A 22,794-nucleotide genomic window follows, 5' to 3' on the forward strand; every position below is an offset into this window, starting at 1 on the left:
TGAGATCATGAAGGACAAGAAATGGAGCAAGCATTCGATTCGTGTGACTCTGATTGTATTGTTTCTGCTTGCAGGAGCATTATTTTATGGCATGAAGATGGAACCGAACAGCTTAAGTGTGACGAGGCAGATGATACTAAATCGGTATATCCCTCCAAGCTTTCATGGGATGAAGATTGTACATTTTTCTGATGTTCATTTGGGGGATCATTTCAATGATGTTCAGCTGCTTGAACTTGTTGATCGGATTAATCAAGAACATCCAGATATTATTGTGTTTACGGGAGATATGGTTGACAATTTCAATGCGTATGGAAATCGGAGAGACCGTTCCCAGCGAATACTAGGACAGCTGCAAGCAACATTAGGCAAGTATGCCGTATTCGGCAATCATGATCGAGGTGGGGGCGGAAGCCGAGTTTATCAGTCTTATATGGAGAAAGCTGGCTTTACTGTGCTCGTTAACGATACGAAGCAAATCCATCTCCCGAATCATGATGAATATATCACCATTAGCGGGCTTGATGATTTCCTGTTAGGTACGCCCAATATACATGGAACGCTGAAAGACTTAGAACCTGACAACTTCAATTTGCTCGTCGTGCATGAGCCGGATGTTGCCGATCAAGCCATTGATTATCCGATCGACTTGCAATTATCTGGACACAGTCACGGGGGCCAAGTTCAATTGCCGTGGTACGGCACGATATACACGCCGCCATTAGCGAAGAAGTATGTTGAGGGGATGTATAAAATCGAGGGAACAACTACCCTGAACAAGCCAATGAAACTCTATGTCAATCGAGGCATCGGGACGACAGAACTGCCTGTCCGTTTCCTAAGCAAGCCTGAAATTACGGTTCATACATTGATGCGTTCGTGAGAACTCTCACAGCAATGCTTGGAGAACAGCTAGGGCACTAGTTTATCCATTTGCATCCCGATGAAGGGACACGAGCGGATAGAAATTGGCAAACACGTGCAATTGGCTGCTGGATTCGTTACACTTACATTTGCAAGGAAGGATTGTAGAATGCGAATCAGATATGGGTAATCTACGATAGATATAAGGGGAGAACGGAACGATGCAGCCTATTCGCGTGCTTGTCGCCGACGACGAGCGAGAGATTCGAGATTTATTGAAGAAGTACTTAGAGCGGGAATTATACACGGTAGATACAGCAGCTCACGGTGAAGAAGCGCTGCGATTGTTCGAGCAGCATAAATATAATCTTATCATTCTCGACTTAATGATGCCTTACATAGATGGAGTAGAGGTGTGCCGTCGTATTCGGGAGAGAAGCAATGTGCCCATTTTGATGCTGACGGCGAAAGACGAAGAGATGGACAAGATTGTAGGTCTGAGTATCGGGGCTGATGATTATATGACGAAGCCCTTCAGCATACATGAACTGGTTGCAAGGAGCAAGGCATTGCTGAGAAGATTCATGATCTTAGGCAGTGAAGCCAGCAGTCTTGCAGAAGAAAGTTCTGCAACCATGAGATTTAAGGGATTAATAATTGATACTAGAAAATATATGGTTATCCGCGAGGGGCAAGAAATAAGTCTGACCGCCAAGGAATTTGAGTTGTTGAGATTGTTCGCTTCTCATCCTGAGCAGGTATTTACGAAGACGCAAATTTTTAGACAGGTGTGGGGATCAGAATATATTGAGGACGATAATACAGTTATGGTTCATATCCGTAAGCTTCGGTTGAAAATTGAAACAGACCCCTCTGATCCGAAGCTAATTCAGACGGTATGGGGGATTGGCTATAAGTTTGCAGGTGAACGAGATGAGGCATGACAAAAACAGTCTAATGCTTGTTGTTTTATTAATGGGATTAACTATATGGTTCGTCATCGATAGTATGACAATACAGCCTCTAGGTATATACAGGTGGGGGCTGTTTGCTGTACTGTTCACCGTTGCTGCGCTGCTGCTCTACAGACGTGTTCGGTTTATAGCGGAGGTTAGGAGCCATGCTGCCGCCGTGAAGCGTGCTGTTCGCGGCAATGTCAATACGAGACTGCTGGCGAATGAATCTGAGGCGTATGATGAGATGCTCTTTTCGATTAATGAATTAATCGAGCAGATGGAGAAGCTTCAAGTGAATGCAATTCGATCCGATGCTGCCCGCAAGAGGCTTCTCGCTAATATCTCGCACGATATACGGACACCGCTTACTTCGATTATCGGTTATGTCGATGCATTGCAGGATGAACATATCTCTTCAGAGCAAGAGAGGGATGAGTGTGTTGCAATTATTTCAGCGAAGGCGCAAGCGCTTAAGGAATTGATTGATCATATCTTCCAGATGGCGAAGCTGGATGCCGATGAAGTCGAGATGAGATGGGAGTCGTTAGATGCTGCAGAGCTGCTGAGGGAAGCGTTGATTTCATTTCTGCCGGAGCTGAAGAAGAACGGTATGGATCTAGCGGTTCAGATTCCTGAGGAGTCCTGCATGGTTGCAATGGATCGCTATGGGTACATACGAATTTTGAACAACCTAATCAAAAACGCGATACAGTACGGCAAGGAAGGTCAGCTGTTAGGGGTGGAGCTAGAGCGGAATGAGTCGAGCATTGCCATAACGATATGGGATAGAGGGCCGGGCATTCCAGCGGACGAGTTATCGAAGATATTCGAGCGCACTTACCGCTCCGAACGATCACGGAGTTTGCTGCATGGCGGTAGCGGGCTAGGACTAGCAATTACGAAGGCGTTTGTCGATAAGTTTGGCGGCCACATCTCCGTATTGAGCGAGCCGCATGTCCGAACTGCCTTTATCGTCAATATACCAATTCGAACGACATTGCCACCAATTAAGAGATAGTTAAGAACTCATTAAGCAGTATTTAAAATCATCCCCTTACGATAATAGTAGACTTACTTACTCAGGAGGTGCTGCATGAGCACGATCATACGTACGACCCGGCTCACGAAGCAGTATGGGGAACAGATTGCTGTTCATGATCTGAACATGCATGTGAAGCAGGGCGAAATATACGGCTTTCTCGGTCGCAATGGCGCTGGCAAAACAACGACTATCCGCATGCTGCTCGGATTAATCAAGCCAACAGAAGGAGAGATAGAACTATTCGGGCAGCGATTAAACGCTAAGCCTAGAGAAATCCTATCCAGAATCGGCTCGATGGTGGAGCATCCCGGATTCTATGAGAATTTAACGGCATATGAAAATTTGCTCATTAATGCGAAGCTGATGGGCGTATACAAACGAAATGCGTTGGAGGAAGCACTAGAAACGGTGGGGCTGCAGGAAGAGACGAAGAAGCTGGTAGGTCAATATTCGATGGGGATGAAGCAGCGTCTCGGTATTGCCAGAGCGATCCTGCATCATCCAGAGCTGCTTATTCTTGATGAGCCAACGAATGGTCTTGATCCGATTGGCATTAAGGAGATGCGCAAGCTCATTAAGTCATTAGCGGTAGAACGAAACATTACTGTGCTTATATCCAGTCATATTTTATCTGAGGTTGAACAGCTTGCCGACCAGCTTGGAATTATCCATGAGGGGAAGCTGCTTGAGGAAATTTCAATTGGAGAGCTGCATAAACGAAATCGCAGATATATCGAGTTCCGTGTGTCCAATGACAATAAGGCAGCGATGCTGCTTGAGTCGCAAGCGGGCGTCCATGATTATGAAATCCATGGTGACGGATTGATACGTGTATATTCACGGATTGGAGAACAGAACAAGCTGAATAAGATGTTCGTTCAGAACGACATTGATGTGTACAAAATGACGCTCCACGAGGACACGCTTGAAGATTATTTCGTAAAGCGGATTGGCGGTGGTACGATTGGTTAATTTGCTCTATACCGAATTATTGAAGCTGAAACGATCGAAGATGTTTCTCGTGAGTATAATTGGGGCGTCTGCCGCACCGATTATGATGTTCATTGCCTATTTGAGTCAGATGAAGCGTGATCCAGAGGAAGTAATCCCATTCGAAATTTCCTTTTATAACACGAATCTGAATGTGATGCTGCTGCTTGGAGTGCTGTTGTACGGAGTTATTACTGCATATTTATTCAATCGAGAATTTGTGGAGGATACGCTCAAGAACCTGCTTACAATCCCGGTTTCAAAAGGTGCTCTAATCGCGAGCAAAATGCTCATGCTGTTCATATGGATACTTTTATTGACGATGGTAGCCTGGGTGCTTACATTGGGATTCGGATTTTTTATCAAATCAGACGGGGTAAGTGCCGCGGTACTGGTGTCTTCATTGGGTGACTATGTACTAGGTGCTGTCCTTATGTTCCTGTTGTCCACACCGACGATTTGGGTAACCTTCTTATTCAAAAATTATGTGCCGACCATCATGTTCACAGCGGTGATCACGTTAGGGAATGTTACCGTGATCAGTTCCGATTACAAGGCGCTGTTCCCTTGGTCAGCTGCACATGTAATTGTAACCCAAAGTTATGTAGCGGATTATCCACCGCTATACTCGTTTATCGCGGTTGGTATCACTTCGCTATTCGGCTTAGTTGCAAGCGTTCTGTATTTCAACAGAATGGATATTAAATGAAGTGAAGTATATAGGAAGTTAAATGATGCAGATCGGCCTCATGGTCGGTCTTTTTTATGTTCTCTATAGGTGATGGATGTACAATTAATATGAATGAGATGGGGAATAGGTTGGCAGCGCAAAAATGATATTTCTTATTTCCGTAGCGGATCATCCTTTGCATGGTTATGCACATTGCTGCTTGAAGAGACAAAAAGGAGTGATGTTCGGCATGGAGCAGACTCTGTTTTTCTGTAATTATGTTGAACCTCACTGTCACAATGGCTCGAAACCGCGCGGTTGCCCGGGAAATGAGAGTGTGAGCCCGGGAAATGAGTAAGTGTTGTCGGGGAAATTCCATTGAGTTAGGAAAAGAACCATATCAGGTCGGTTCTCCATCTAGTTATTGGCGATGATCGAATAGGATGGAATCGCAGTGCTTCTGTGAAAGATAAGGCAAGGAAAAAACTAAAAAATCATTGATCTGAATATTGATCCATATCTAATATATGAGGTGAAACAATCAATAGAAAGCCACATGGGAGGGAGCATGAATGGATCTGAGCTACTCGATTTATGGAACAGGAGAGCCGATTGTGCTGATTCACAGCGGAGGCGTCGATTCAAGGGCATGGGGGGAGCTAGTACCACTTCTCGCAAGAACTCACGAGGTCGTTACCTTTGATGCTCGTGGTACGGGACGATCGCCCGCACCGCAAGTACCGCTCAACCTTGTCGAAGATTTACGTCAACTGCTGGACGACCTGAAGCTGGAACAGGTGACCCTAGTTGGGCATTCTATAGGCGGAGAATTGGCTACTAACTTTACATTATCCTCTCCAGATAGAGTCGCTCGACTGATCGCTGTTGCTCCATCCTTGACAGGTTTCATCTTCTCAGAGACGTATCGGGGCTGGATTCAGCAATTGAATTCACTCGCTCCGGATGTGAGCAAGATGATACAGTTTTCATTGCAGGGGCCTATTTATCGTACGGTGATGGCTAGCGGTCAGCGTGATATCTTTATTGATATGCACACCCAATACTTTACGCGTGTCTTCACAGAGTGGCGCAGCTTTGAGGTGATATGGCCTCAGCCACCTGCGATCGAACAGTTGGAGGAAATCGCGGTTCCTACCTTGTTTATGTACGGGACAGTGGAGTGGGACGATATGCGCATGATCGCGGAGGAGTTCAAGCGGATACCACGAATTGCTTTCGTCGAAATAGAGGGTGCAGACCACATGCTCCCATTGACGCACCCTCAAGAAATGGCACCGCACATTCTATCTTTTTTGGAAGCAGCGGATAAATCGTAAGCTACAAATTCCGTGACATTTCACGAATCTGCGGCAGTTAGACACGATTCCGGTGTCTTGTACTGCCGCTATTTCTGTATTCGTATCGGGTCTAGCTAACAAATCATCATTAGATCGTGATCGTGCGATGTGGTTTGCTATAATGCGATGTTCCGCCACCACCGACTATCACTCTTCCGCCTCTCGGAAACACCAATCGCTTGTTTATCCCGCCTGACAGTATTACCTCAACTTGAGCCCGGTTTGCAGTTGCAATGTAAATGACATAACCACTTCTTGATATTTCCGTTCTCCAATTCCGATCAAACTCAGATCGCAGTACCCGGTTTGAATACACCTGATTTACCACATCAGATGATCTCGATGTTCGTAGTGCTTTAGATTTGCTCATCGGATGTTTCCCTCCGTCTATTCAAAATGAATTGACATGAATCACTTCTAGTAATCACTTCCAATTATCGTATGCTTGTTCATATCGGATGTTTGGATTGTGTATGTGGTAATCAAAAAATGTGCTGATTTGACTCCTATGTCTGGATTAATTAAAAAGAGTTGGGATTGGGGAGATCGCCATCCTGTCGCGGAGAAGGGGAATAATCGAATTTTTTTATCATGTATTTCTCTACAATTCCAAAATAAATGATCTCCAATATTCGTCTGAGGTGTGGTACGATAGTAATGTTTTGTGCCAATAGTCGACATGAAATTTGATAGAGAACGCGTCATAAAATGGACCTTGCCATTTCTCTTAAAATTGTATATGATTCTATAGCGAACTATATATAGTTATTTGAATGCGATACATACACTATATATTGTGACAGCAATTGGAATCGAGCGGCGCAACGCGCCAGATTCTAAGACATGCCTATTCAGAGATTGAGAGATTAAAGCGACAGCATACACGATAATGGTACGCAACGTGTCGATCGTTTTGATCCTTGTTTTTGAATGAGCATTTTTTGTTCGTTCCATTTGCAAACTAGTCGAACAACGGAGGGATCACGTGCTTATCGCTTACGATTCGAAGACGGGTAACGTGAAACGATTCGTCGATAAATTGGATTTGGAGTGTGTTCGTGTCACGCCTGACACCAAGCTTAATGAACCCTTTATCCTGATTACGTACACGACCGGGTTCGGACAAGTTCCACAGTCCACGCAAGAGTTTCTGGAAGAACACAGTCATTTGCTCCAAGGTGTCGCGGCCAGCGGCAACATGAACTGGGGCACTCGGTATGGGCTTGCAGCTGACCATATTTCCAGAGAATACTCCGTCCCCGTACTGATGAAGTTTGAACTCAGCGGGACAAAACGAGATGTAGACAACTTTATTCGGGAGGTCCATGACTTTGATACCAAAATGGATACAGCTTAACAATGAAATCATGGTTCAGAAGGACGGTAAATTTCAATTTGGCAAGGATCACGAGGCAGCAAAGAGCTATTTCGTCGATTATGTCAATCAAAATACAGTGTTTTTCCATAACCTTGAAGAGAAGATTCATTATTTGATCGAAAATGATTACTATGAGAAAGAGATTTTCGACCAATATGAATTTAAAGATATTAAGAAATTGTACGAGTTCCTGTACTCGAAGAAATTCCGCTTCCCATCCTTCATGAGCGCGTTCAAGTTCTACAATAACTACGCGATGAAGACGAATGATGATACGAAGTTCTTGGAACGTTATGAAGACAGACTGGCGGTTGTATCCTTGTTCTTAGCGAGCGGAGATATGAACAAAGCATTCGAATATGCAGATCTGTTGATTGCACAAGAGTATCAGCCAGCAACGCCAACCTTCCTGAATGCAGGGAAGAAGCGCAGAGGAGAGCTTGTCAGCTGCTTCCTGCTCGAAGTGAACGATTCCATGAACTCGATCGGATTTGCGATCAACTCCGCACTTCAGTTAAGTAAAATTGGCGGCGGTGTGAGCTTGAACTTGAGCAAGATTCGCGGTGCAGGCGAGCAGATCAAAGGGCTAGACGGTAAAGCAAGCGGCGTACTGCCAGTTATGAAATTGTTCGAGGATGCTTTCTCTTACGCGAACCAACTGGGACAGCGTGACGGAAGCGGCGTTGTATACTTGAACGTATTCCATGCTGACATCCATGAATTCCTGGATACGAAGAAAATCAACAGTGATGAGAAAATCCGCATTAAGACTTTGTCGCTCGGCGTCGTTGCTCCGAACAAGTTCTTCGAGCTTGTTGAGCAGGATAAAGACATGTACTTGTTCTATCCGCACACGGTATTCCAAGCATATGGCAAGCATTTGGATGATATGGATCTCTCCGAAATGTATGATGAGCTCGTAGACAATCCGAAAGTACGCAAAAAGAAAATTGTCGCTCGCGACCTAGTTTTGAAAATTGCACAGATTCAGATGGAATCTGGTTACCCATATATCATGTTCGTAGACAATACGAATGAATACCATGCCCTGAAAGAAATCGGTAAGGTTAAATTCTCCAACCTGTGCAGTGAGATCGCACAGCTTAGTGAAGTGTCCACGATTAACGATTACGGCATTGAGGATGAGATTAACCGCGATATTTCCTGTAACTTGGGTTCACTTAACATTGTTAATGTCATGAAGAATAAGCGGATGCGTGATACGGTTCATCGTTCTATGGACGCACTGACAGAAGTATCTGACCGCAGCAATATCAGCATCGTTCCATCCGTAGCGAAGGCGAACCGTGAGCTTCATTCGGTAGGCCTTGGTGCAATGAACTTGCACGGTTACTTGGCGAAGAACAAGATTGCATATGAGTCCATGGAAGCAAGAGACTTCGTGCGTGCGTTCTTCATGATGCTGAACTTCTATTCCTTGGAACGTTCCATGCTGATTGCGAAAGAGCGCGGCGTGACGTTCACGGACTTTGACAAGAGTGAATATGCGAGCGGCGCATATTTCGATAGATACTTGAACACGGACTTCACTCCGAAGACAGATCGCGTGAAGGAATTGTTCGAAGGTCACACGATGCCTACATTGGAAGACTGGGCTCGCTTGAAAGAGCAAGTGATGGAGCATGGCTTGTACCATGCATACCGTCTGGCAATCGCACCTACAGGCTCTATCTCGTACTTGCAGTCGTCTACAGCTTCGATCGCACCGATTACTCAGCGCATCGAGGAGCGTGAGTACGGAGATTCCAAGACGATTTATCCAATGCCTTACATTAACGATGAGAACTACTTCTATTACAAAGAAGCATATGACATGGATATGTTCAACCTGATTGACTTGGTTGCGGATGTTCAAGTTCATATTGACCAAGCGATCTCAACGGTACTGTTTGTTAAGGATGATCTGACGACTCGTGATCTTGCAAAATATTATATTTACGCACAGAAGAAGGGGCTTAAGACGCTCTACTATACACGTACGAAGAAGAAAACAATCGATGAGTGTGTAAGCTGCGTTGTCTAATTGAGCGCAACCTGCATTAAATGAGAGTTCAAAAAGGATGGTTTTCAGCACCGAGCACTGTGTATATTACTTCGTGATAAAAAAGCGGTCTTTTTGAATTACCTCTAGAAGGAGATTCGTAGATGAGAAACTTTGAAGCTGTTAACTGGAACAGACCTGAATCGGATTATATGGAAATGCTGTGGACGCAAAATACGTCCCAATTCTGGCTTGATACGGAGATTCCAATCTCGAAAGACTTGAAGTCTTGGACGAAAATGTCCGATGATGAGAAACTTGCCTATATGCATGTGCTTGGCGGCTTGACCTTGCTGGATACAGAACAAGGGAACGTGGGAATGCCAGTTATTGCGCAGCATGTAGATGGGAAGCAGAAGAAGGCAATTCTGATCTTCCAAGCGGCAATGGAAGAAATTCATGCGAAGAGCTACAGCACCATCTTTACGACGGTTGCTAGCACAGCAATGATTGATGAGACATTCGATTGGGTAAAAGACAATAAGCACCTACAGAAGAAGACAGCAATCATTGACGGCCTATATAAAGGCATTCAAGACAACGATCCAATCAGCTTGTACAAAGCGATGGTGGCATCGGTATTCTTGGAGAGCTTCCTGTTCTATTCCGGCTTCTTCTATCCACTGTACTTGGCTGGACAAGGCAAGATGGTAGCAAGCGGCGAGATCATTAAGCTGATCATCCGCGACGAGAGCGTCCATGGCGTGTTCGTAGGCTTGCTTGCACAGGAAATTTACAATAAGCAAAGTGCGGACGTGCAGCGTGAGTTGTCCCAATTCGTGAACAAGCTGATGCTTGAATTGTACGAGAACGAGCTTGAATACACTGAGCAGCTATATGATGCAATTGGACTTACACATGAAGTTAAGAAGTACATTCGTTACAACGGCAACAAAGCGCTCATGAACTTGGGCTTTGAGCCATACTTCCCAGAAGAAGATGTTAACCCCGTTGTCTTGAACGGTATCCGTACCGAAACAAGTACACATGACTTCTTCTCCACGAAGGGAAGCGGGTATCAAAAGGGCAAGGTAGAGCCTTTGCAAGACAAAGACTTTACAATGCTGAACGATCGTGTCAAACAATCCGATATCTTTGCATAAGATGATAAGGATTGCTAGGAATGATGCAAGAACAACTGAGTGGGAACGCTCAGTTGTTTTTGTATTGTCGTGTCATAAGAGCGGAATACTTAATGTACCGGCTGCATGTATATCCATACTAGGGGAACACCCGTATATTCATGAATCAATTTTCACTGCTTTAGTTTGATGAGATAATTCGGACAGATGATTTTCATACATAAAGGACGGGCTTTCATGAAAAAAAGAATTACGGATATTGCTATCATTATCGCAGGCGCTTTCATTTTTGCATTAGCAGTTAACTTGTTTGTCATCCCCAATGATTTCGGTGAGGGCGGGGTAACAGGGGTTACCATTATTCTCTACTATCTGTTTGAATGGTCACCAGGGTTGATGAACTTGATCTTAAATGCGGTATTGCTTGTCGTTGGCTACAAATTCTTGGATAAGAATACGACGATCTATACCATCATTGCAGTTGTGTTCAACTCATTATTCCTGCATTTGACGGAGAGCTGGAGGATTGCATCCAATGAGCTCATGATCAATGCGATTTTTGGCGGTATTTTCGCAGGTGTCGGGATCGGTCTCATCATCCGAGTTGGGGGCACAACAGCAGGCTCGACGATTTTGGCACGTATTATGAACAAGTATTTGGATTGGAATGTAAGTTACGCATTGTTGTTCTTCGACCTCATCGTGGCATTCGCGTCGTTCTTCATCATTGGTCCGCAAGGCTTGATGCTAACTATCGCGATGCTGTATGTAGGGACGAAGGTGATGGACTTCATTATCGAAGGATTGAATCCGAAGAAGGCGGTTACGATTATCTCCGAGGAGCATGATCGGATCGCGGAGCAAGTGAATGTCGTCATGGATCGTGGAGTGACGGTGCTCGAAGGACATGGTTATTACACGAAGGATCGGAAGCAAGTACTGTACATTGTTATTAGTAAGCAGGAAGTATCAACCTTGAAGAAAATCGTCCGAGCAACAGATAAGGATGCATTTATTACGATTCATGATGTTAGGGATGTATTCGGAGAAGGCTTTATTGATATTACGAAATAATCAGGCTTAAACAACCAAATAAGGCGTGTCTGCCACTTGGATTCCGCGCCACATCTAACTGTGAAAAAGTTAGGTGTGGCGCGGAATGTTTTCGCTAACACTTTTCTGCCAAAGTGTGCGATAATACGAATTGTACAACTAGAATATGGGAGGGCACAACAATGGTACAACCGTGGTTTGAGAAAGCGAAGCTTGGGATTTTCATTCATTATGGCATTTATGCGGTCGATGGGATTTCAGAATCCTGGTCTTTCTATAATGGAAGAGTGTCGTATGAAGACTACATGAAGCAGCTCGATGGGTTTACGGCAAGCAAGTTCGATGCAGACAAGTGGGCAGACCTCTTCGAGAAGTCTGGCGCGAAATATGCAGTTCTGACAACGAAGCATCATGATGGCGTTGCATTGTGGGATACGAAGTACAGCGACTTGAACGTTGTGAAGAAGACGCCTGCCAAGCGTGATCTGATCAAAGAGTATGCCAAGGCGCTTACAGATCGCGGTATTAAGCTTGGTATGTACTATTCCTTGATAGACTGGTCACATCCGGATTATGCAAGTGTGTACGAAGGCGGGAAGGTGCCTGAGGATTTGAGCAAGGTGAACCGCTTCTGCAGTCCGACCGATGGTGTACAGGATGAAGAGGCATGGCAGCGCTTCCTTGAATTCAATAACAATCAATTGCGTGAATTGCTTACTGACTATGGCAAGGTGGATCTGCTGTGGTTCGACGGGGATTGGGAACGCAGCGCAGAACAGTGGAATTTGCCAGCGTTCAAGGATTACCTGCTATCGTTCAACCCTGAGCTTATCATTAACTCCAGGCTTCAAGGGCATGGGGACTACAAGACTCCGGAACAGGGCTTGCCAATTACAAGACCAGTAGGGCCATGGGAGTTCTGCACGACCATTAACAGCTCTTGGGGCTACCAGCACGATGATGATTATTATAAAACATTGAATCAAATTATCCGAATGTTCTGTGACTGCATTACGATGGGCGGGAATATGCTGTTGGATGTAGGGCCAATGGAGGACGGAACAATTCCGCAGCGTCAGGAAGAGACGCTCATTGGTCTGGGCAACTGGATTCGGACGCATGAAGAGGCTATTTATGAGACGGATGAAGGCATTCATGCTCGTTATTACTTGGGCGGCAGTACCGTGTCCAAGGATCGTCAGACGTTATATTTGTTCGTATATGATGATCCGAAAGAAAGCGTTTGCTTAAAAGGTCTCTCGAACAAAATTAAAAAGATTACGGTGCTTCATTCTGGCAAGGAATTAACTTATGAGATTCAAGGCGGTGTGCCGTGGTTCAATATTCCGGGTACAACATGGATACATATGACGCAGGAAGATGCGCATGAGAATGTAACGGTATTGAAGATTGAACTGGAAGGCGAACTGGATATGTACGGCGGTTCCGGTGCCGTGGTTACACACAACTAGGGAGTTGCAATCATAGAGAACACAACGTAGAGAGGAAGACGACAGCATGAGCAGCAACAAGCTGATTTTAGCGGGTTATGCAGGTGATCCTGTACTGCCGAATGTTACAGCAGAAGATGCGAAGAAACTAACTCATTTGAACGTGGCATTTGGTCATGTGAAGAACGACCGCATTACGATTGATCATTTGCAGAATTTGTCTCAATTGCAAGTATTGAAGTCTTACAACCCTGAGCTGCTCATTCTACTGTCTGTGGGCGGATGGAGTGCAGGCGGGTTCTCTGAGGCTGCGTCGACAGCAGAAGGAAGACGGCTGTTCGCAGAGTCTGCAGTGCGAGTCTTAGAGACAGCACCGTTCGATGGCATCGACCTTGACTGGGAGTACCCATGCTATTCGGAGGCAGGAATTGCTTCCAGCCCGAATGATAAGCAGAACTTCACCTTGCTTCTCAAGGAACTGCGCGAGGTGCTTGACGCCAAGGGGCAAGCAGACGGAAAACACTATCTGCTGACGATTGCAGCAGGGGCAGACCAATACTATATCGATGGTACAGAAATGGATGTGATCCATTCGTATTTGGACTTCATTCAGCTCATGACATACGATATGCGCGGCGGCTTCCAAACCTTGACCGGTCATCACACGAACTTGTACACATCGACTGGCGACTTGTTCCGCATTAGCGTAGATGCATCTGTACGTTTATTCGCTGCTGCAGGAGTGCCTAGAGAGAAGATTGTCATCGGTGCTGCCTTCTATTCAAGAATGTGGAAGGATGTGCCGAATACGAATAATGGCTACTTGCAAATGGCGCCTGGATCGGGTGGGTATGGACCTGATTATACGAAGCTGGTTGCGGAGTATATCAACAAGAATGGATTCGTTCGTCATTGGGATGAGGAAGCGAAATCTCCATATTTGTACGACGGACATAACTTTATTACGTATGACGATCCAGAATCCTTAACGCACAAGTGCAAGTATGTGATGGAGCAGGGAATTGCTGGCGTTATGTTCTGGGAATATAGCTGCGACCATACGCATACGTTGCTGGATGCCATGTACCGTGCCTACACAAGCTAATTAGGGATGTAAAATAGAGAATCCCCTGCATACGTCAGCGAAGCGCTGAGACATGCAGGGGATTTGTGATTAGTGGATATCGTTCTTCTGGAAGTTGCCGCCGAGTACATCCGATACACTTTCGATCGCGATGAACGCCTTGCTGTCAATCTCTTGGACAACAGACTTCAGCTTCGCTAGCTCCAGACGGGTAACGACACAATAGATAATTTGGGTATCTTCCTTGCTGTAACCGCCTCTGCCGTAGATGAAGGTCGTGCTTCGACCCAAGCGGCTCTGAATTGCTTCTGATACTTCCTCATATTCCTGCGATATGATGGTTACCGACTTCGACTCATTCAAGCCCTCAACGACGATATCCATCACCTTCGAAGCAATATAGAAAGTAAAGATGGAGTACATGGCTGAATCCCAGCCGAATGCGAATCCAGCTATGATAAAGATGAATACGTTGATAATGAGAATAATTTGACCAACTGGCACCCGAGTCTTCTTGGACACGAGAATGGCTACGATTTCAGTACCATCTAGTGATCCGCCAAAGCGAAGAACGAGACCAACACCGAGACCGAGAATAAAGCCACCGAACAGTACCGCCAAGATTTTCTCATTCGTGAATGCGCTGTAAGGATGCAGCCAAAATGTCGTTCCAGACATGACAATGATTCCGTACAAGGTGGAAAATGCAAATGTTTTCCCGATTTGCTTGTATCCGATGATGAGAAACGGAAGGTTAATAAGGAAGATGAACACGCCTAGCGGAATTCCGGTTAGCTTGGATATTACGATGGAGATACCTGTTATTCCGCCATCGATCACACTGTTAGGGACGAGGAACAATTCCAACGCGACCCCCATTAGAATTGCACCAGACGTGATGAAGATGAATCTCTTCAAGATGTCTAGAACGGACATTTTCTTATGAACTCTAGCCATGCAACAAATCCTCTCTGTCTATAGGTTAGTACTAACTTTACGTATGTATATCATATCATTTTCATGAAACATGAACAATAAAGTGACCAAACTCATGAAAATAACAGTCATAAAATGCAAAACTCAGCGCGAACTGGTAGAGCATGTATATATCGTTTGGAATAAGAAAAGGATAAGGTAGCGGCAATTATTTCATGCAAGTGGAATGGGTTCAGATGTGCCTCAAGGATGAGGAATTGTCATAAAGGAGAATAATATGTATCTGCAACTTCTCTGGTTAGTGCTATTGCTGCTCCCACGGCCAACCGTATCGGAACCAATCCTTATTGGACATCATGGCCAACAAATTGCATCTGCTCACCGTGCGGATTATTTACTTCCTGGTGCTGCTATTGTGAACGAGCAACAATTAGACAAGCTGATGAAAGCGATAGATCGCCAAGTAGCCATTGCTCCGATTAATGCAGCATTGAATGGTTATGGTGGGATTATTCCCGAGAAAAATGGAATGAGGCTGGATCGAGAAGCATTTATCGAGCAGTTTTATAAATACATCGTCAACAGCGGTTCGATGAGGATAGAGGTGCCGATGCAGATTGTCTATCCAAAAGTAGACAGTGAACTCCTATCGCATATTCGTGAGAAGGAAATTGGTCATTACACAACCTTCTATAATACGAACAATAAAAACCGTTCTATGAATATAAAGCTTGCTACAGAGGCGATTAACAATCACGTCCTATTTCCAGGAGAGACGTTCTCCTTTAATGAAGTTGTTGGGCAGCGCACGCAAGAGAGAGGGTATGTGCGTGCGCCTATCATCGTGAAGGGGGAATTGTCAGAAGGAATAGGGGGCGGCATATGTCAGATATCATCCACCCTGTTCAACGCTGTCGACCGCGCAGGGCTACAGATTGTGAAGCGCTACTCTCACTCTAGGAATGTAACCTATGTACCGCCTGGTCGTGATGCAACGGTAAGCTGGAATGGACCCGACTTTACCTTCCATAATATTTACAATCAACCGATATTGATCCGAGCCTTTGCCAACGGGGGAACCGTACATATTGGCGTTTACTCATCGGAAGATATTCGCTACAAGCAACGTGATGTACCTGGTGCTTCGAAGGAACTGCCTGAAGAAGTGAAAGATATCGATGTGGACAAGGAAGAATAATGCAGGTAAGGGTACGATAATCAACAATAAGACGGTTGCTCCTCTTGATGGAAGAGCAACCGTCTTATTGTTGCGAATAATGTGTGTACCGCTTGCCGCGGTAGAATACGGATACCGCGATAAGAATCAGACTGGTGAAGATTAGAGTGAGAAAGGAGGCTTGATAGCTTCCGCCGATGTCGTAAAAGACTCCGGAAACCAAGGGGAGTAATCCGCCTATCAAATATCCGCCGAACTGAATCATGGCCGTCCATAGACTTGCGTCGCGCGAAGTGCTTGTTACATCGAGAGGCAGGATTAACGCAATCGAGAACAGGCCGCCCGCTCCAATCCCCATCACTGCTGCCGACAGAAATGGATTCACCTCGGCAGGAAAATAAGAAAGCGCGCTGCATCCTGCCAGACTGCATATGGAAAAGGCTAACAGCCATGACTTGCGAGAAGTGGTACGATTCAACATAAGAGGCGTCACCAAGCCTGCGATCATCTGCATGATCGAATATACTGTTACTAGCGTCCCTGCAGTTGCCGCATCCATCCCAATCTCCTGAGCACGGGGGGCAAGCCAGGTAGCAGCGGTGTAGTAGATGCCGGATTGCAGTCCAAAAATAATGAGGAATAGCCATGCTTGCTTATTATTCCACGGAAGCTTGCTCGATTGCTTGCGAGACGATGCGTCGTGATGGTCAGTTGACGCATGCTTTCGAATAATCGGCCACCACGCAAGTATCCCGATAACCGCGAAAATGGACCAGATGCCAAGCGCCGTGCTCCATGATCCGTGTGCGGCACGCTCAATCGGTATCGCGAAGGCGGAGCTGATCGAAGCGCCGATGCCCATGCCGGTTAAATAGACGCCGACTATCGATGAGGCGTGAGCAGGGAAATGATGCTTGATGAAACCAGAGATCAGCGGACCGGCAACCGCAATCCCGATACCGGCAAGCAATGCGGTAAGCAAGAGCAGGAAGGAGGTGACGCGAAGAAGCGAGCGGCCGTCGCGATGCCGATTAGTCCGATGCACACGGTGATCGCTCTTTCCATTCCCAATCGATCGCTCAAGCTGGCCGCCATAGGAGCGAATATTCCCATGCAGAACAGTGGAATGGTCGTTAGCAGGCTAGCCGACATCCCGTTCATTCCCAAATCTTTCTGAATGTCTTCCAGCAGCGGGGAAATGGACGTAATAGCGGCTCGCAAATTTGTAGATACGAGAAACAACGATAGAATCAATAAAATGGTATACCCCATACTGCGCTTATTGGGATGCGAATAATCAATCGCTCACAGTTCGGATTTCATAACATTCACCCCAATCAGTCTATTTATCTAATTTGTATTTATCTAATTTGAGTTCTTATCGCGCAATGGACTGTTTCACCTTTATTTTTATGAATTATACCAGATATTTTCTTCACTCATGATTGTTACGTCGAAAAAAGAAAAAGAAGATTGAATTTTTTTTGTTTTCTGTGTTTAATATATATTAAATTAATTAAACATTAGAGGGTGTTGTCATGGGGAATTTCAAGTTGAACGATGCTCAGCAGTCTTTGATCGAGGATTTCGGAACGTATATCGAATCATCAGGGGGTGCGCGCTCACTCGGGAAAATATGGGGCTATCTGCTGCTAGCAGGAGAACCGCGTTCGCTTGATCAAATGGTGCTGGACTTGCAGATTAGTAAAGGCACAGCATCCTTATCTGTCCGTCAAGGGGTTCAAGTATCCTTATTTCGCAAAGTAGGTATCCCTGGAAGCAAACGGGATTACTACGAACTGCATCCGGATGCTTGGACATCGATTTTGCATACGAGCATTGCGCAAGGGGGAATGATGGGGAATTACGTGAGGCGGGCGAAGTCCATCGCATCGGATGAACAAGCAAAAATGAAAATGGATGAAAGCATCGAGTTTTTTGATTTTGTCGTCCACCAAATGAAGCAAATTCTAGTTCAGTGGCAGGAACAACGTCAACATAAGGACAGTCATAACTAGGGGGAGACAACATCATGCCGAAGGCAGCTGTGAATGGGATGCTCATGCATTATGAGAGTAAGGGGAAGGGTTTGCCTGTCTTATTCCTACATGGCAGTGGATCATCATGGCGAATGTGGGAACCGCAATTCGAAGCCTTCTCAGCACGGTACAGCATGATAATGCCGGATTATAGGGGGCATGGCGATTCTACTAAGGAATTTCCAGAAGGCAAATATGATCATTACGTGATTGTTGAAGATTTGAAGTGTTTCTTGGATGAGCTTGGGCTGAACAAAGTACATGTCATCGGTGTCTCGCAGGGCGGACAATTGGCGACCCTGCTTGCGATCCGGTATCCACAATATATAGATAAGCTAGTCATATCGAACAGCTATAGTGAAATGCCGACGGTTGCAGCAGGCTGGGTGCTGTCCATTTCCAATTTTCTTTTCAGCCTGCTTCCTTACCGTACGATCGTGAATCTCATGATGAAGTTTTATAAGGATGATCCATATACACAGCAAATATTACGCAATTCTTTCTCAATTGATAAGAAGATGCTCCTTGCTATGAAGACGGCTCCTTTCCCGACGCATACGAATGAACTGTACCGCATTCAGTCACCAGCTTTAGTCATGGGAGGAGAAAGAAAGATAATGACTGGTATTGACGAGGGGAAAGGGTCTCGTACCATTTATAATCATATTAATCATGCAACTCTTGCCTTGTTCAGAGATGCTTATGATCCGCTGAGCACAATGCGCAGAGATATTTTCAATGAGATGATTATCGATTTCTTCGAGGACAGGCCGTTGAGAGCGTACAACGATGTTGTGATAGAAAGGAAGCAATCCTAATCGGATTTCTATTGTACGCGGTTTATGAATGTGATACGGTGGTGGAACGTGAAAAGTGAAGGAGGCGTTGTGCTATGGCAAAAATGACGAATATGAATTGGGTGTATCAACGAGATGGGGTCAACGCATAAGTAGCCCACGAAACTGCGGCAGCCCCGATAGGATGAGAGGGGAAGCATCGTGACAACACAATCATTCACTTCTGTAACGCTTCAGCTAGGAAATGTATCATTTGAGCTCAAGGAAGCTCATTCTTTCGATTGGATTTACAAGTATGGACATGCATTCTGCGTATTCGACGAGCAGGATTCTGGGAATATTGCGTTTGGCGTTGAGCAAAAAGGACGCAAGCGATTTATTAAATATGCAGGTGCTAGAACGAAGGAGTATATGGGCGAGCCGGAAGCTGCCATCGAGCGGTTAAAGGCGGCGATTCCGTTATATACGGAACTGAAGCATCCGAACTTGATTGAACTCGTGGAACACTTTGATGTTCAGGGTGGTGGATATGCAGGCGTATTTGAGTGGTTCGAAGGGGAATGTCTACATTCTCACTGGTCATTCCCGCCACCAGCAAAGTACCATGATCCAAGATCTCCATTTTATCGCCACCGTCACCTATCCATGCAGCAGAGATTGAACTCTTTGGATGTCATTTTCTCATTTCATGAGCATGTGGAGGCACAGGGATATGTGGCTGTAGACTTTTATGATGGAAGTATCTTATATGATTTCATAACCAATCGAACGAAGATTTGTGATATCGACTTTTATCGGAGATCTCCTGCTATCAATGATATCGGGGAACAATTCTGGGGAGCGATGCGATCCAAATCGCCAGAGGAATACGAATTAGGCGCGCTGATCGATTCCCGAACGAATGTGTATAATTTAGGAGCCATTGCTTTTGGACTGTTAGGTGGGGAACGAAATCACGCTTTGGAACGCTGGGAAGCGGGACAAGTGCTGTATGAGATCGCTCTGCAAGCCGTTCAGCAGGATAGAGAACAACGATTTCCAAGCATTGCAGCTTTCAAATCTGCTTGGGATGAAGCTCGAGGGCAGACGATATCATGATCTCATGGTTGCATGAACCGATAGAGTAGAAACGAAGGAATTTTACTTTTATGATCCCTCTCCAATAATATTGGAGGGGATTATTCATGTTTTATAGACTGGAAGAAATCGCAGGTCAACACGTACTATAACTGTTTATATCCACTAGGGGAGGTAAGCTATTGGAGAGGGGCATAATGGCTGTGATCGCACTCGCGAGAACAATCTGTAAGTAGTTCTGAATATGCAGGTGGTACTATATTCCTATAAATTTGCAATGAAGAAACGAAAGGAATGGGACTAAGAGACCTGTTCTGTGAGCTTATAAATTCGTTATTATGAAGAAGAGATTCGTCGAAGCACTGCTTTCGGCGTTTTTTTTCACAATCAAAGGAAACATATGTTCGCAAATTTTCATCAAAATGACACGAATGCGGTAAATTTGAAGGAGGACGGAGTGGACAAGAAGGCGAAGCAGATACTGATGAAAACGTTTTGGAGCAGTGCGGGATGGAAAGATACTCGTACGATAACGTTCGCTGGGGAGGATTTCGAGTACGCTAAGGGCAAAGGTCTGATGTTCGATCCCGTGACAATGAGTCACGATGAATGTGTGCTGCGTATCGTAGAATTGCATAAATTGATTACGAAGGAGATGGTGGCACAAGCCTTCCTGCACAGCCTGTCTACGCGTAAGGTGCATTTGCGAAGTGCGCTCTCCAGTTGGGCACTAACACATAGTTTGCTACCCCATCCATTTGAGAGCAATATCGGTAGATGCAAGAGCAGCACATACGCGATGTATGGGGATTGCTATGAATGTGACAAGAGCGGGATTGCCGTTCTTGAATCCTATACGAATGAAGATATCAATGTTCTGAATTTCGAGCGGATGAAATGGGGAGGCGTTCGTCTTAACCATATCCTATATTGTCTATTAGATCTGGAACAGCTCCTAGCAGAAGGGACAGTTGACGTTACGGAAGAGGATGTGACCATTCTCAAACATATGCTGACCGCGATAAAAAGCTGCCAGCCTAGCGATGCTGCGCGTCAATTGGAGAAGAACTTAAGCAATGTGCTGCCATCCAATAAACAGGAACGCGATGTGATGATGGAAATTTTGTCTTATGCGGGTGTGCTGCGAGCTGGTTCGGAGAACAGGCCAGGCAGGGGTGGGAAAAACGACTTCTTCGCTGTTGTAAACTGGCGTGGAGTGGATGGGTATTCCGATCATGCGGTTGAACATTACTTTGGCAAGTGGTTGTATGAATAGGAATCGAGTACATAAAAAGGATAGTTGACATTGGACAGATAGGAGGAATCAACATGATCGAAATTACAGAGTCATACGTAGATTCACTTGCCCCGAACGCCTCAGCCATCAAGAATGGACAGGGGCTCGTGAAAAAGCGGAGCTTCGTACAGTTGAACCGCTCAGAGGACGGTTCACTCTTATTTGGGGAATGCTCGGGCAGCGGCAAATCGAATTATCAATGCTCGGCAGACTTCATCCAGCCTGAGAAGCCAATTCTGCGCTGTTCCTGTCCAAGCAGGCAGCTGCCATGCAAGCATGCGCTTGGGCTGCTATATGCTTATGTAGGCGGAGGGGAGTTCGCAACAGCGCCTGTGCCTGAGGATATCCTCTCCAAGCGGGAGAAGGCCGAGAAACGCGAAGAGAAGAAGCAGCAGCAAGCAGCGGATGATGCTGAGCCAAAGCCGAAGAAAGTAAACAAGTCCGCGCTGAAGAAGAAAGTTCAGGCACAGCTGGACGGACTGGAGACGTTAGAGAAGCTGGTGCTGTCGCTCGTGCGTGGGGGCATCGGTACGATTGATACGAAGACGATTAAGATGATTCAGGATCATGCCAAGCAGCTAGGGAATCACTATTTGCCTGGAGCGCAGAATGAACTACGCAGACTGGCCTTATATTTATCGAGTGATGAAGATCGAGAAACCATCTATACCAATGTAATGGAGCAGTTGACTCTCCTACATGCCTTCATTAAGAAGGGGCGGAGCCATCTGACTGCGAAGCTGGATGATCCGGAACTGGCACTGGATCACGAGAGCACCGTAGAAGAGTGGCTGGGTCATGCATGGCAGCTTAACGAATTGAAAGAATGCGGATTGATGAGCGAGAATGTGGAGCTTATTCAACTCTCCTTCCTCAGCTACGATGATCAAGCTCGACAAGAATATGTCGATCAGGGCTATTGGATGGAGAGAGAAACTGGTGATATTCATCGCACGATGCAGTATCGTCCGTATAAGGCGGCTAAGCAAATGCGTGCAGATGATAGCTTCTTCGATGTTGCACAAGTGAAGACGCTCTATCGATATCCGGGAGAGATGAATCGCAGAGTACGCTGGGATGAATTGATTACTAGAGTAGTAGGAGCGGAAGATGTGGAATGCTTGTCCGCACATGCACAGCGTTCGTATGCTGATGTACTCAAGAAAGTGAAAAATCAGCTGAAAAATCCGCTCGGCGATAAAAATCCAGTGATGCTCCTTCATGTGTCAGACATAAAGCAGACAGATCAGAATGAATATGTATTGTTGGATGAAGCGGGCCAGCAGATCGTGCTGGATGATGTGTGCGCTTCTCATCATTCCACAGTGTCTCTGCTCCCGCTGCTCCCTGCTGATTGGACGAAGGATGCTTCGATGCTGGTCATGTTCGAGCACCGACTTGCAAGCGGACGATTGCTTGCACAGCCATTAACAATAATGAAGGATGCGGAAATGATCCGTCTCATGTATTAAGGAGGATTG

General features: G+C 45.6%; 22 protein-coding genes. 18 read left to right on the forward strand and 4 right to left on the reverse strand.

What is annotated here, in order from left to right; translation table 11 throughout:
* Window positions 1-7 precede the first annotated feature (7 nt).
* The 6 genes from BLS15_RS21935 to BLS15_RS21965 all read left to right on the forward strand — a co-directional run bounded on the left by BLS15_RS21935 (window position 8) and on the right by BLS15_RS21965 (window position 5,859).
* On the forward strand, window positions 8-883 hold the full coding sequence (locus tag BLS15_RS21935) for a metallophosphoesterase (protein ID WP_021253646.1): 876 nt from the start codon (window positions 8-10) through the stop codon (window positions 881-883).
* A 202-nt stretch (window positions 884-1,085) separates the two neighbouring features.
* Entirely contained in the window at window positions 1,086-1,808 is a 723-nt protein-coding gene (locus BLS15_RS21940; protein WP_090513732.1) for a response regulator transcription factor, read from the forward strand.
* Entirely contained in the window at window positions 1,798-2,838 is a 1,041-nt protein-coding gene (locus BLS15_RS21945) for a sensor histidine kinase (protein WP_036590954.1), read from the forward strand. Before BLS15_RS21940 ends, BLS15_RS21945 begins: the two co-directional genes overlap by 11 nt.
* Window positions 2,839-2,913: 75 nt before the next feature.
* Complete coding sequence (locus tag BLS15_RS21950) at window positions 2,914-3,834, forward strand: ABC transporter ATP-binding protein (protein ID WP_021253643.1); 921 nt, start codon at window positions 2,914-2,916, stop codon at window positions 3,832-3,834.
* Window positions 3,827-4,561: an ABC transporter permease gene (locus BLS15_RS21955; RefSeq protein ID WP_028531475.1), complete on the forward strand. Its 735-nt coding sequence runs from the start codon at window positions 3,827-3,829 to the stop codon at window positions 4,559-4,561. Before BLS15_RS21950 ends, BLS15_RS21955 begins: the two co-directional genes overlap by 8 nt.
* Before the next feature lie 533 nt (window positions 4,562-5,094).
* The gene (locus BLS15_RS21965) at window positions 5,095-5,859 is read left to right on the forward strand and encodes an alpha/beta fold hydrolase (protein WP_028531473.1); all 765 of its coding nucleotides are present in this window, start codon (window positions 5,095-5,097) and stop codon (window positions 5,857-5,859) included.
* A 109-nt stretch (window positions 5,860-5,968) separates the two neighbouring features.
* On the opposite strand, the gene BLS15_RS21970 is transcribed toward BLS15_RS21965, so the two are convergent.
* Window positions 5,969-6,250 (reverse strand): hypothetical protein, encoded by a 282-nt coding sequence (locus BLS15_RS21970; protein ID WP_051613988.1) that lies wholly within the window; start codon window positions 6,248-6,250, stop codon window positions 5,969-5,971.
* Between the two features lie 615 nt (window positions 6,251-6,865).
* Here BLS15_RS21970 and nrdI point away from each other — a divergent pair.
* The 6 genes from nrdI to BLS15_RS22000 all read left to right on the forward strand — a co-directional run bounded on the left by nrdI (window position 6,866) and on the right by BLS15_RS22000 (window position 14,011).
* Window positions 6,866-7,237, forward strand: a complete 372-nt coding sequence (nrdI, locus tag BLS15_RS21975; protein WP_021253639.1) for a class Ib ribonucleoside-diphosphate reductase assembly flavoprotein NrdI — start codon at window positions 6,866-6,868, stop codon at window positions 7,235-7,237.
* Entirely contained in the window at window positions 7,206-9,302 is a 2,097-nt protein-coding gene (gene nrdE / locus BLS15_RS21980) for a class 1b ribonucleoside-diphosphate reductase subunit alpha (RefSeq protein WP_036590950.1), read from the forward strand. Before nrdI ends, nrdE begins: the two co-directional genes overlap by 32 nt.
* Window positions 9,303-9,424: 122 nt before the next feature.
* Window positions 9,425-10,423: a class 1b ribonucleoside-diphosphate reductase subunit beta gene (nrdF, locus tag BLS15_RS21985; RefSeq protein ID WP_028531471.1), complete on the forward strand. Its 999-nt coding sequence runs from the start codon at window positions 9,425-9,427 to the stop codon at window positions 10,421-10,423.
* A gap of 216 nt (window positions 10,424-10,639) precedes the next feature.
* Window positions 10,640-11,476 carry a YitT family protein gene (locus tag BLS15_RS21990; RefSeq protein WP_021260296.1) on the forward strand — a complete coding sequence of 279 codons (837 nt, stop codon included), beginning with the start codon at window positions 10,640-10,642 and terminating at the stop codon, window positions 11,474-11,476.
* Between the two features lie 161 nt (window positions 11,477-11,637).
* A complete protein-coding gene (locus BLS15_RS21995; RefSeq protein WP_090513735.1) occupies window positions 11,638-12,927 on the forward strand; it encodes an alpha-L-fucosidase in 1,290 nt (429 codons plus the stop codon).
* A gap of 46 nt (window positions 12,928-12,973) precedes the next feature.
* A complete protein-coding gene (locus BLS15_RS22000; protein ID WP_021253634.1) occupies window positions 12,974-14,011 on the forward strand; it encodes a glycoside hydrolase family 18 protein in 1,038 nt (345 codons plus the stop codon).
* A gap of 69 nt (window positions 14,012-14,080) precedes the next feature.
* Here the strand turns inward: BLS15_RS22000 and BLS15_RS22005 are convergent, their stop codons facing one another.
* The gene (locus BLS15_RS22005) at window positions 14,081-14,947 is read right to left on the reverse strand and encodes a YitT family protein (RefSeq protein ID WP_021253633.1); all 867 of its coding nucleotides are present in this window, start codon (window positions 14,945-14,947) and stop codon (window positions 14,081-14,083) included.
* 256 nt (window positions 14,948-15,203) lie between these two features.
* Here BLS15_RS22005 and BLS15_RS22010 point away from each other — a divergent pair, with 256 nt between their 5' ends.
* Window positions 15,204-16,124 carry a VanW family protein gene (locus BLS15_RS22010; protein ID WP_028531470.1) on the forward strand — a complete coding sequence of 307 codons (921 nt, stop codon included), beginning with the start codon at window positions 15,204-15,206 and terminating at the stop codon, window positions 16,122-16,124.
* Window positions 16,125-16,188: 64 nt separating this feature from the next.
* On the opposite strand, the gene BLS15_RS22015 is transcribed toward BLS15_RS22010, so the two are convergent.
* Together BLS15_RS22015 and BLS15_RS30080 are read right to left on the reverse strand one after the other, a co-directional pair.
* Window positions 16,189-17,148, reverse strand: coding sequence for an MFS transporter (locus tag BLS15_RS22015; RefSeq protein ID WP_139170709.1), 960 nt, complete (start codon window positions 17,146-17,148; stop codon window positions 16,189-16,191).
* Window positions 17,034-17,375: an MFS transporter gene (locus tag BLS15_RS30080; RefSeq protein WP_368087138.1), complete on the reverse strand. Its 342-nt coding sequence runs from the start codon at window positions 17,373-17,375 to the stop codon at window positions 17,034-17,036. Before BLS15_RS30080 ends, BLS15_RS22015 begins: the two co-directional genes overlap by 115 nt.
* A gap of 266 nt (window positions 17,376-17,641) precedes the next feature.
* On the opposite strand from BLS15_RS30080, the gene BLS15_RS22025 reads away from it, so the two are divergent.
* The 5 genes from BLS15_RS22025 to BLS15_RS22045 all read left to right on the forward strand — a co-directional run bounded on the left by BLS15_RS22025 (window position 17,642) and on the right by BLS15_RS22045 (window position 22,785).
* Window positions 17,642-18,121, forward strand: a complete 480-nt coding sequence (locus tag BLS15_RS22025) for a GbsR/MarR family transcriptional regulator (RefSeq protein WP_051613985.1) — start codon at window positions 17,642-17,644, stop codon at window positions 18,119-18,121.
* 14 nt (window positions 18,122-18,135) lie between these two features.
* Window positions 18,136-18,960 (forward strand): alpha/beta fold hydrolase, encoded by an 825-nt coding sequence (locus BLS15_RS22030; protein ID WP_090513738.1) that lies wholly within the window; start codon window positions 18,136-18,138, stop codon window positions 18,958-18,960.
* A 180-nt stretch (window positions 18,961-19,140) separates the two neighbouring features.
* A complete protein-coding gene (locus BLS15_RS22035) occupies window positions 19,141-20,037 on the forward strand; it encodes a serine/threonine-protein kinase (protein WP_036666656.1) in 897 nt (298 codons plus the stop codon).
* A 436-nt stretch (window positions 20,038-20,473) separates the two neighbouring features.
* Window positions 20,474-21,292, forward strand: a complete 819-nt coding sequence (locus BLS15_RS22040) for a hypothetical protein (RefSeq protein ID WP_028531467.1) — start codon at window positions 20,474-20,476, stop codon at window positions 21,290-21,292.
* Between the two features lie 53 nt (window positions 21,293-21,345).
* Entirely contained in the window at window positions 21,346-22,785 is a 1,440-nt protein-coding gene (locus BLS15_RS22045; RefSeq protein WP_028531466.1) for an SWIM zinc finger family protein, read from the forward strand.
* Window positions 22,786-22,794 lie beyond the last annotated feature (9 nt).

Source organism: Paenibacillus sp. cl6col, assembly GCF_900102125.1.
Lineage (GTDB): Bacteria > Bacillota > Bacilli > Paenibacillales > Paenibacillaceae > Paenibacillus_B > Paenibacillus_B suaedae.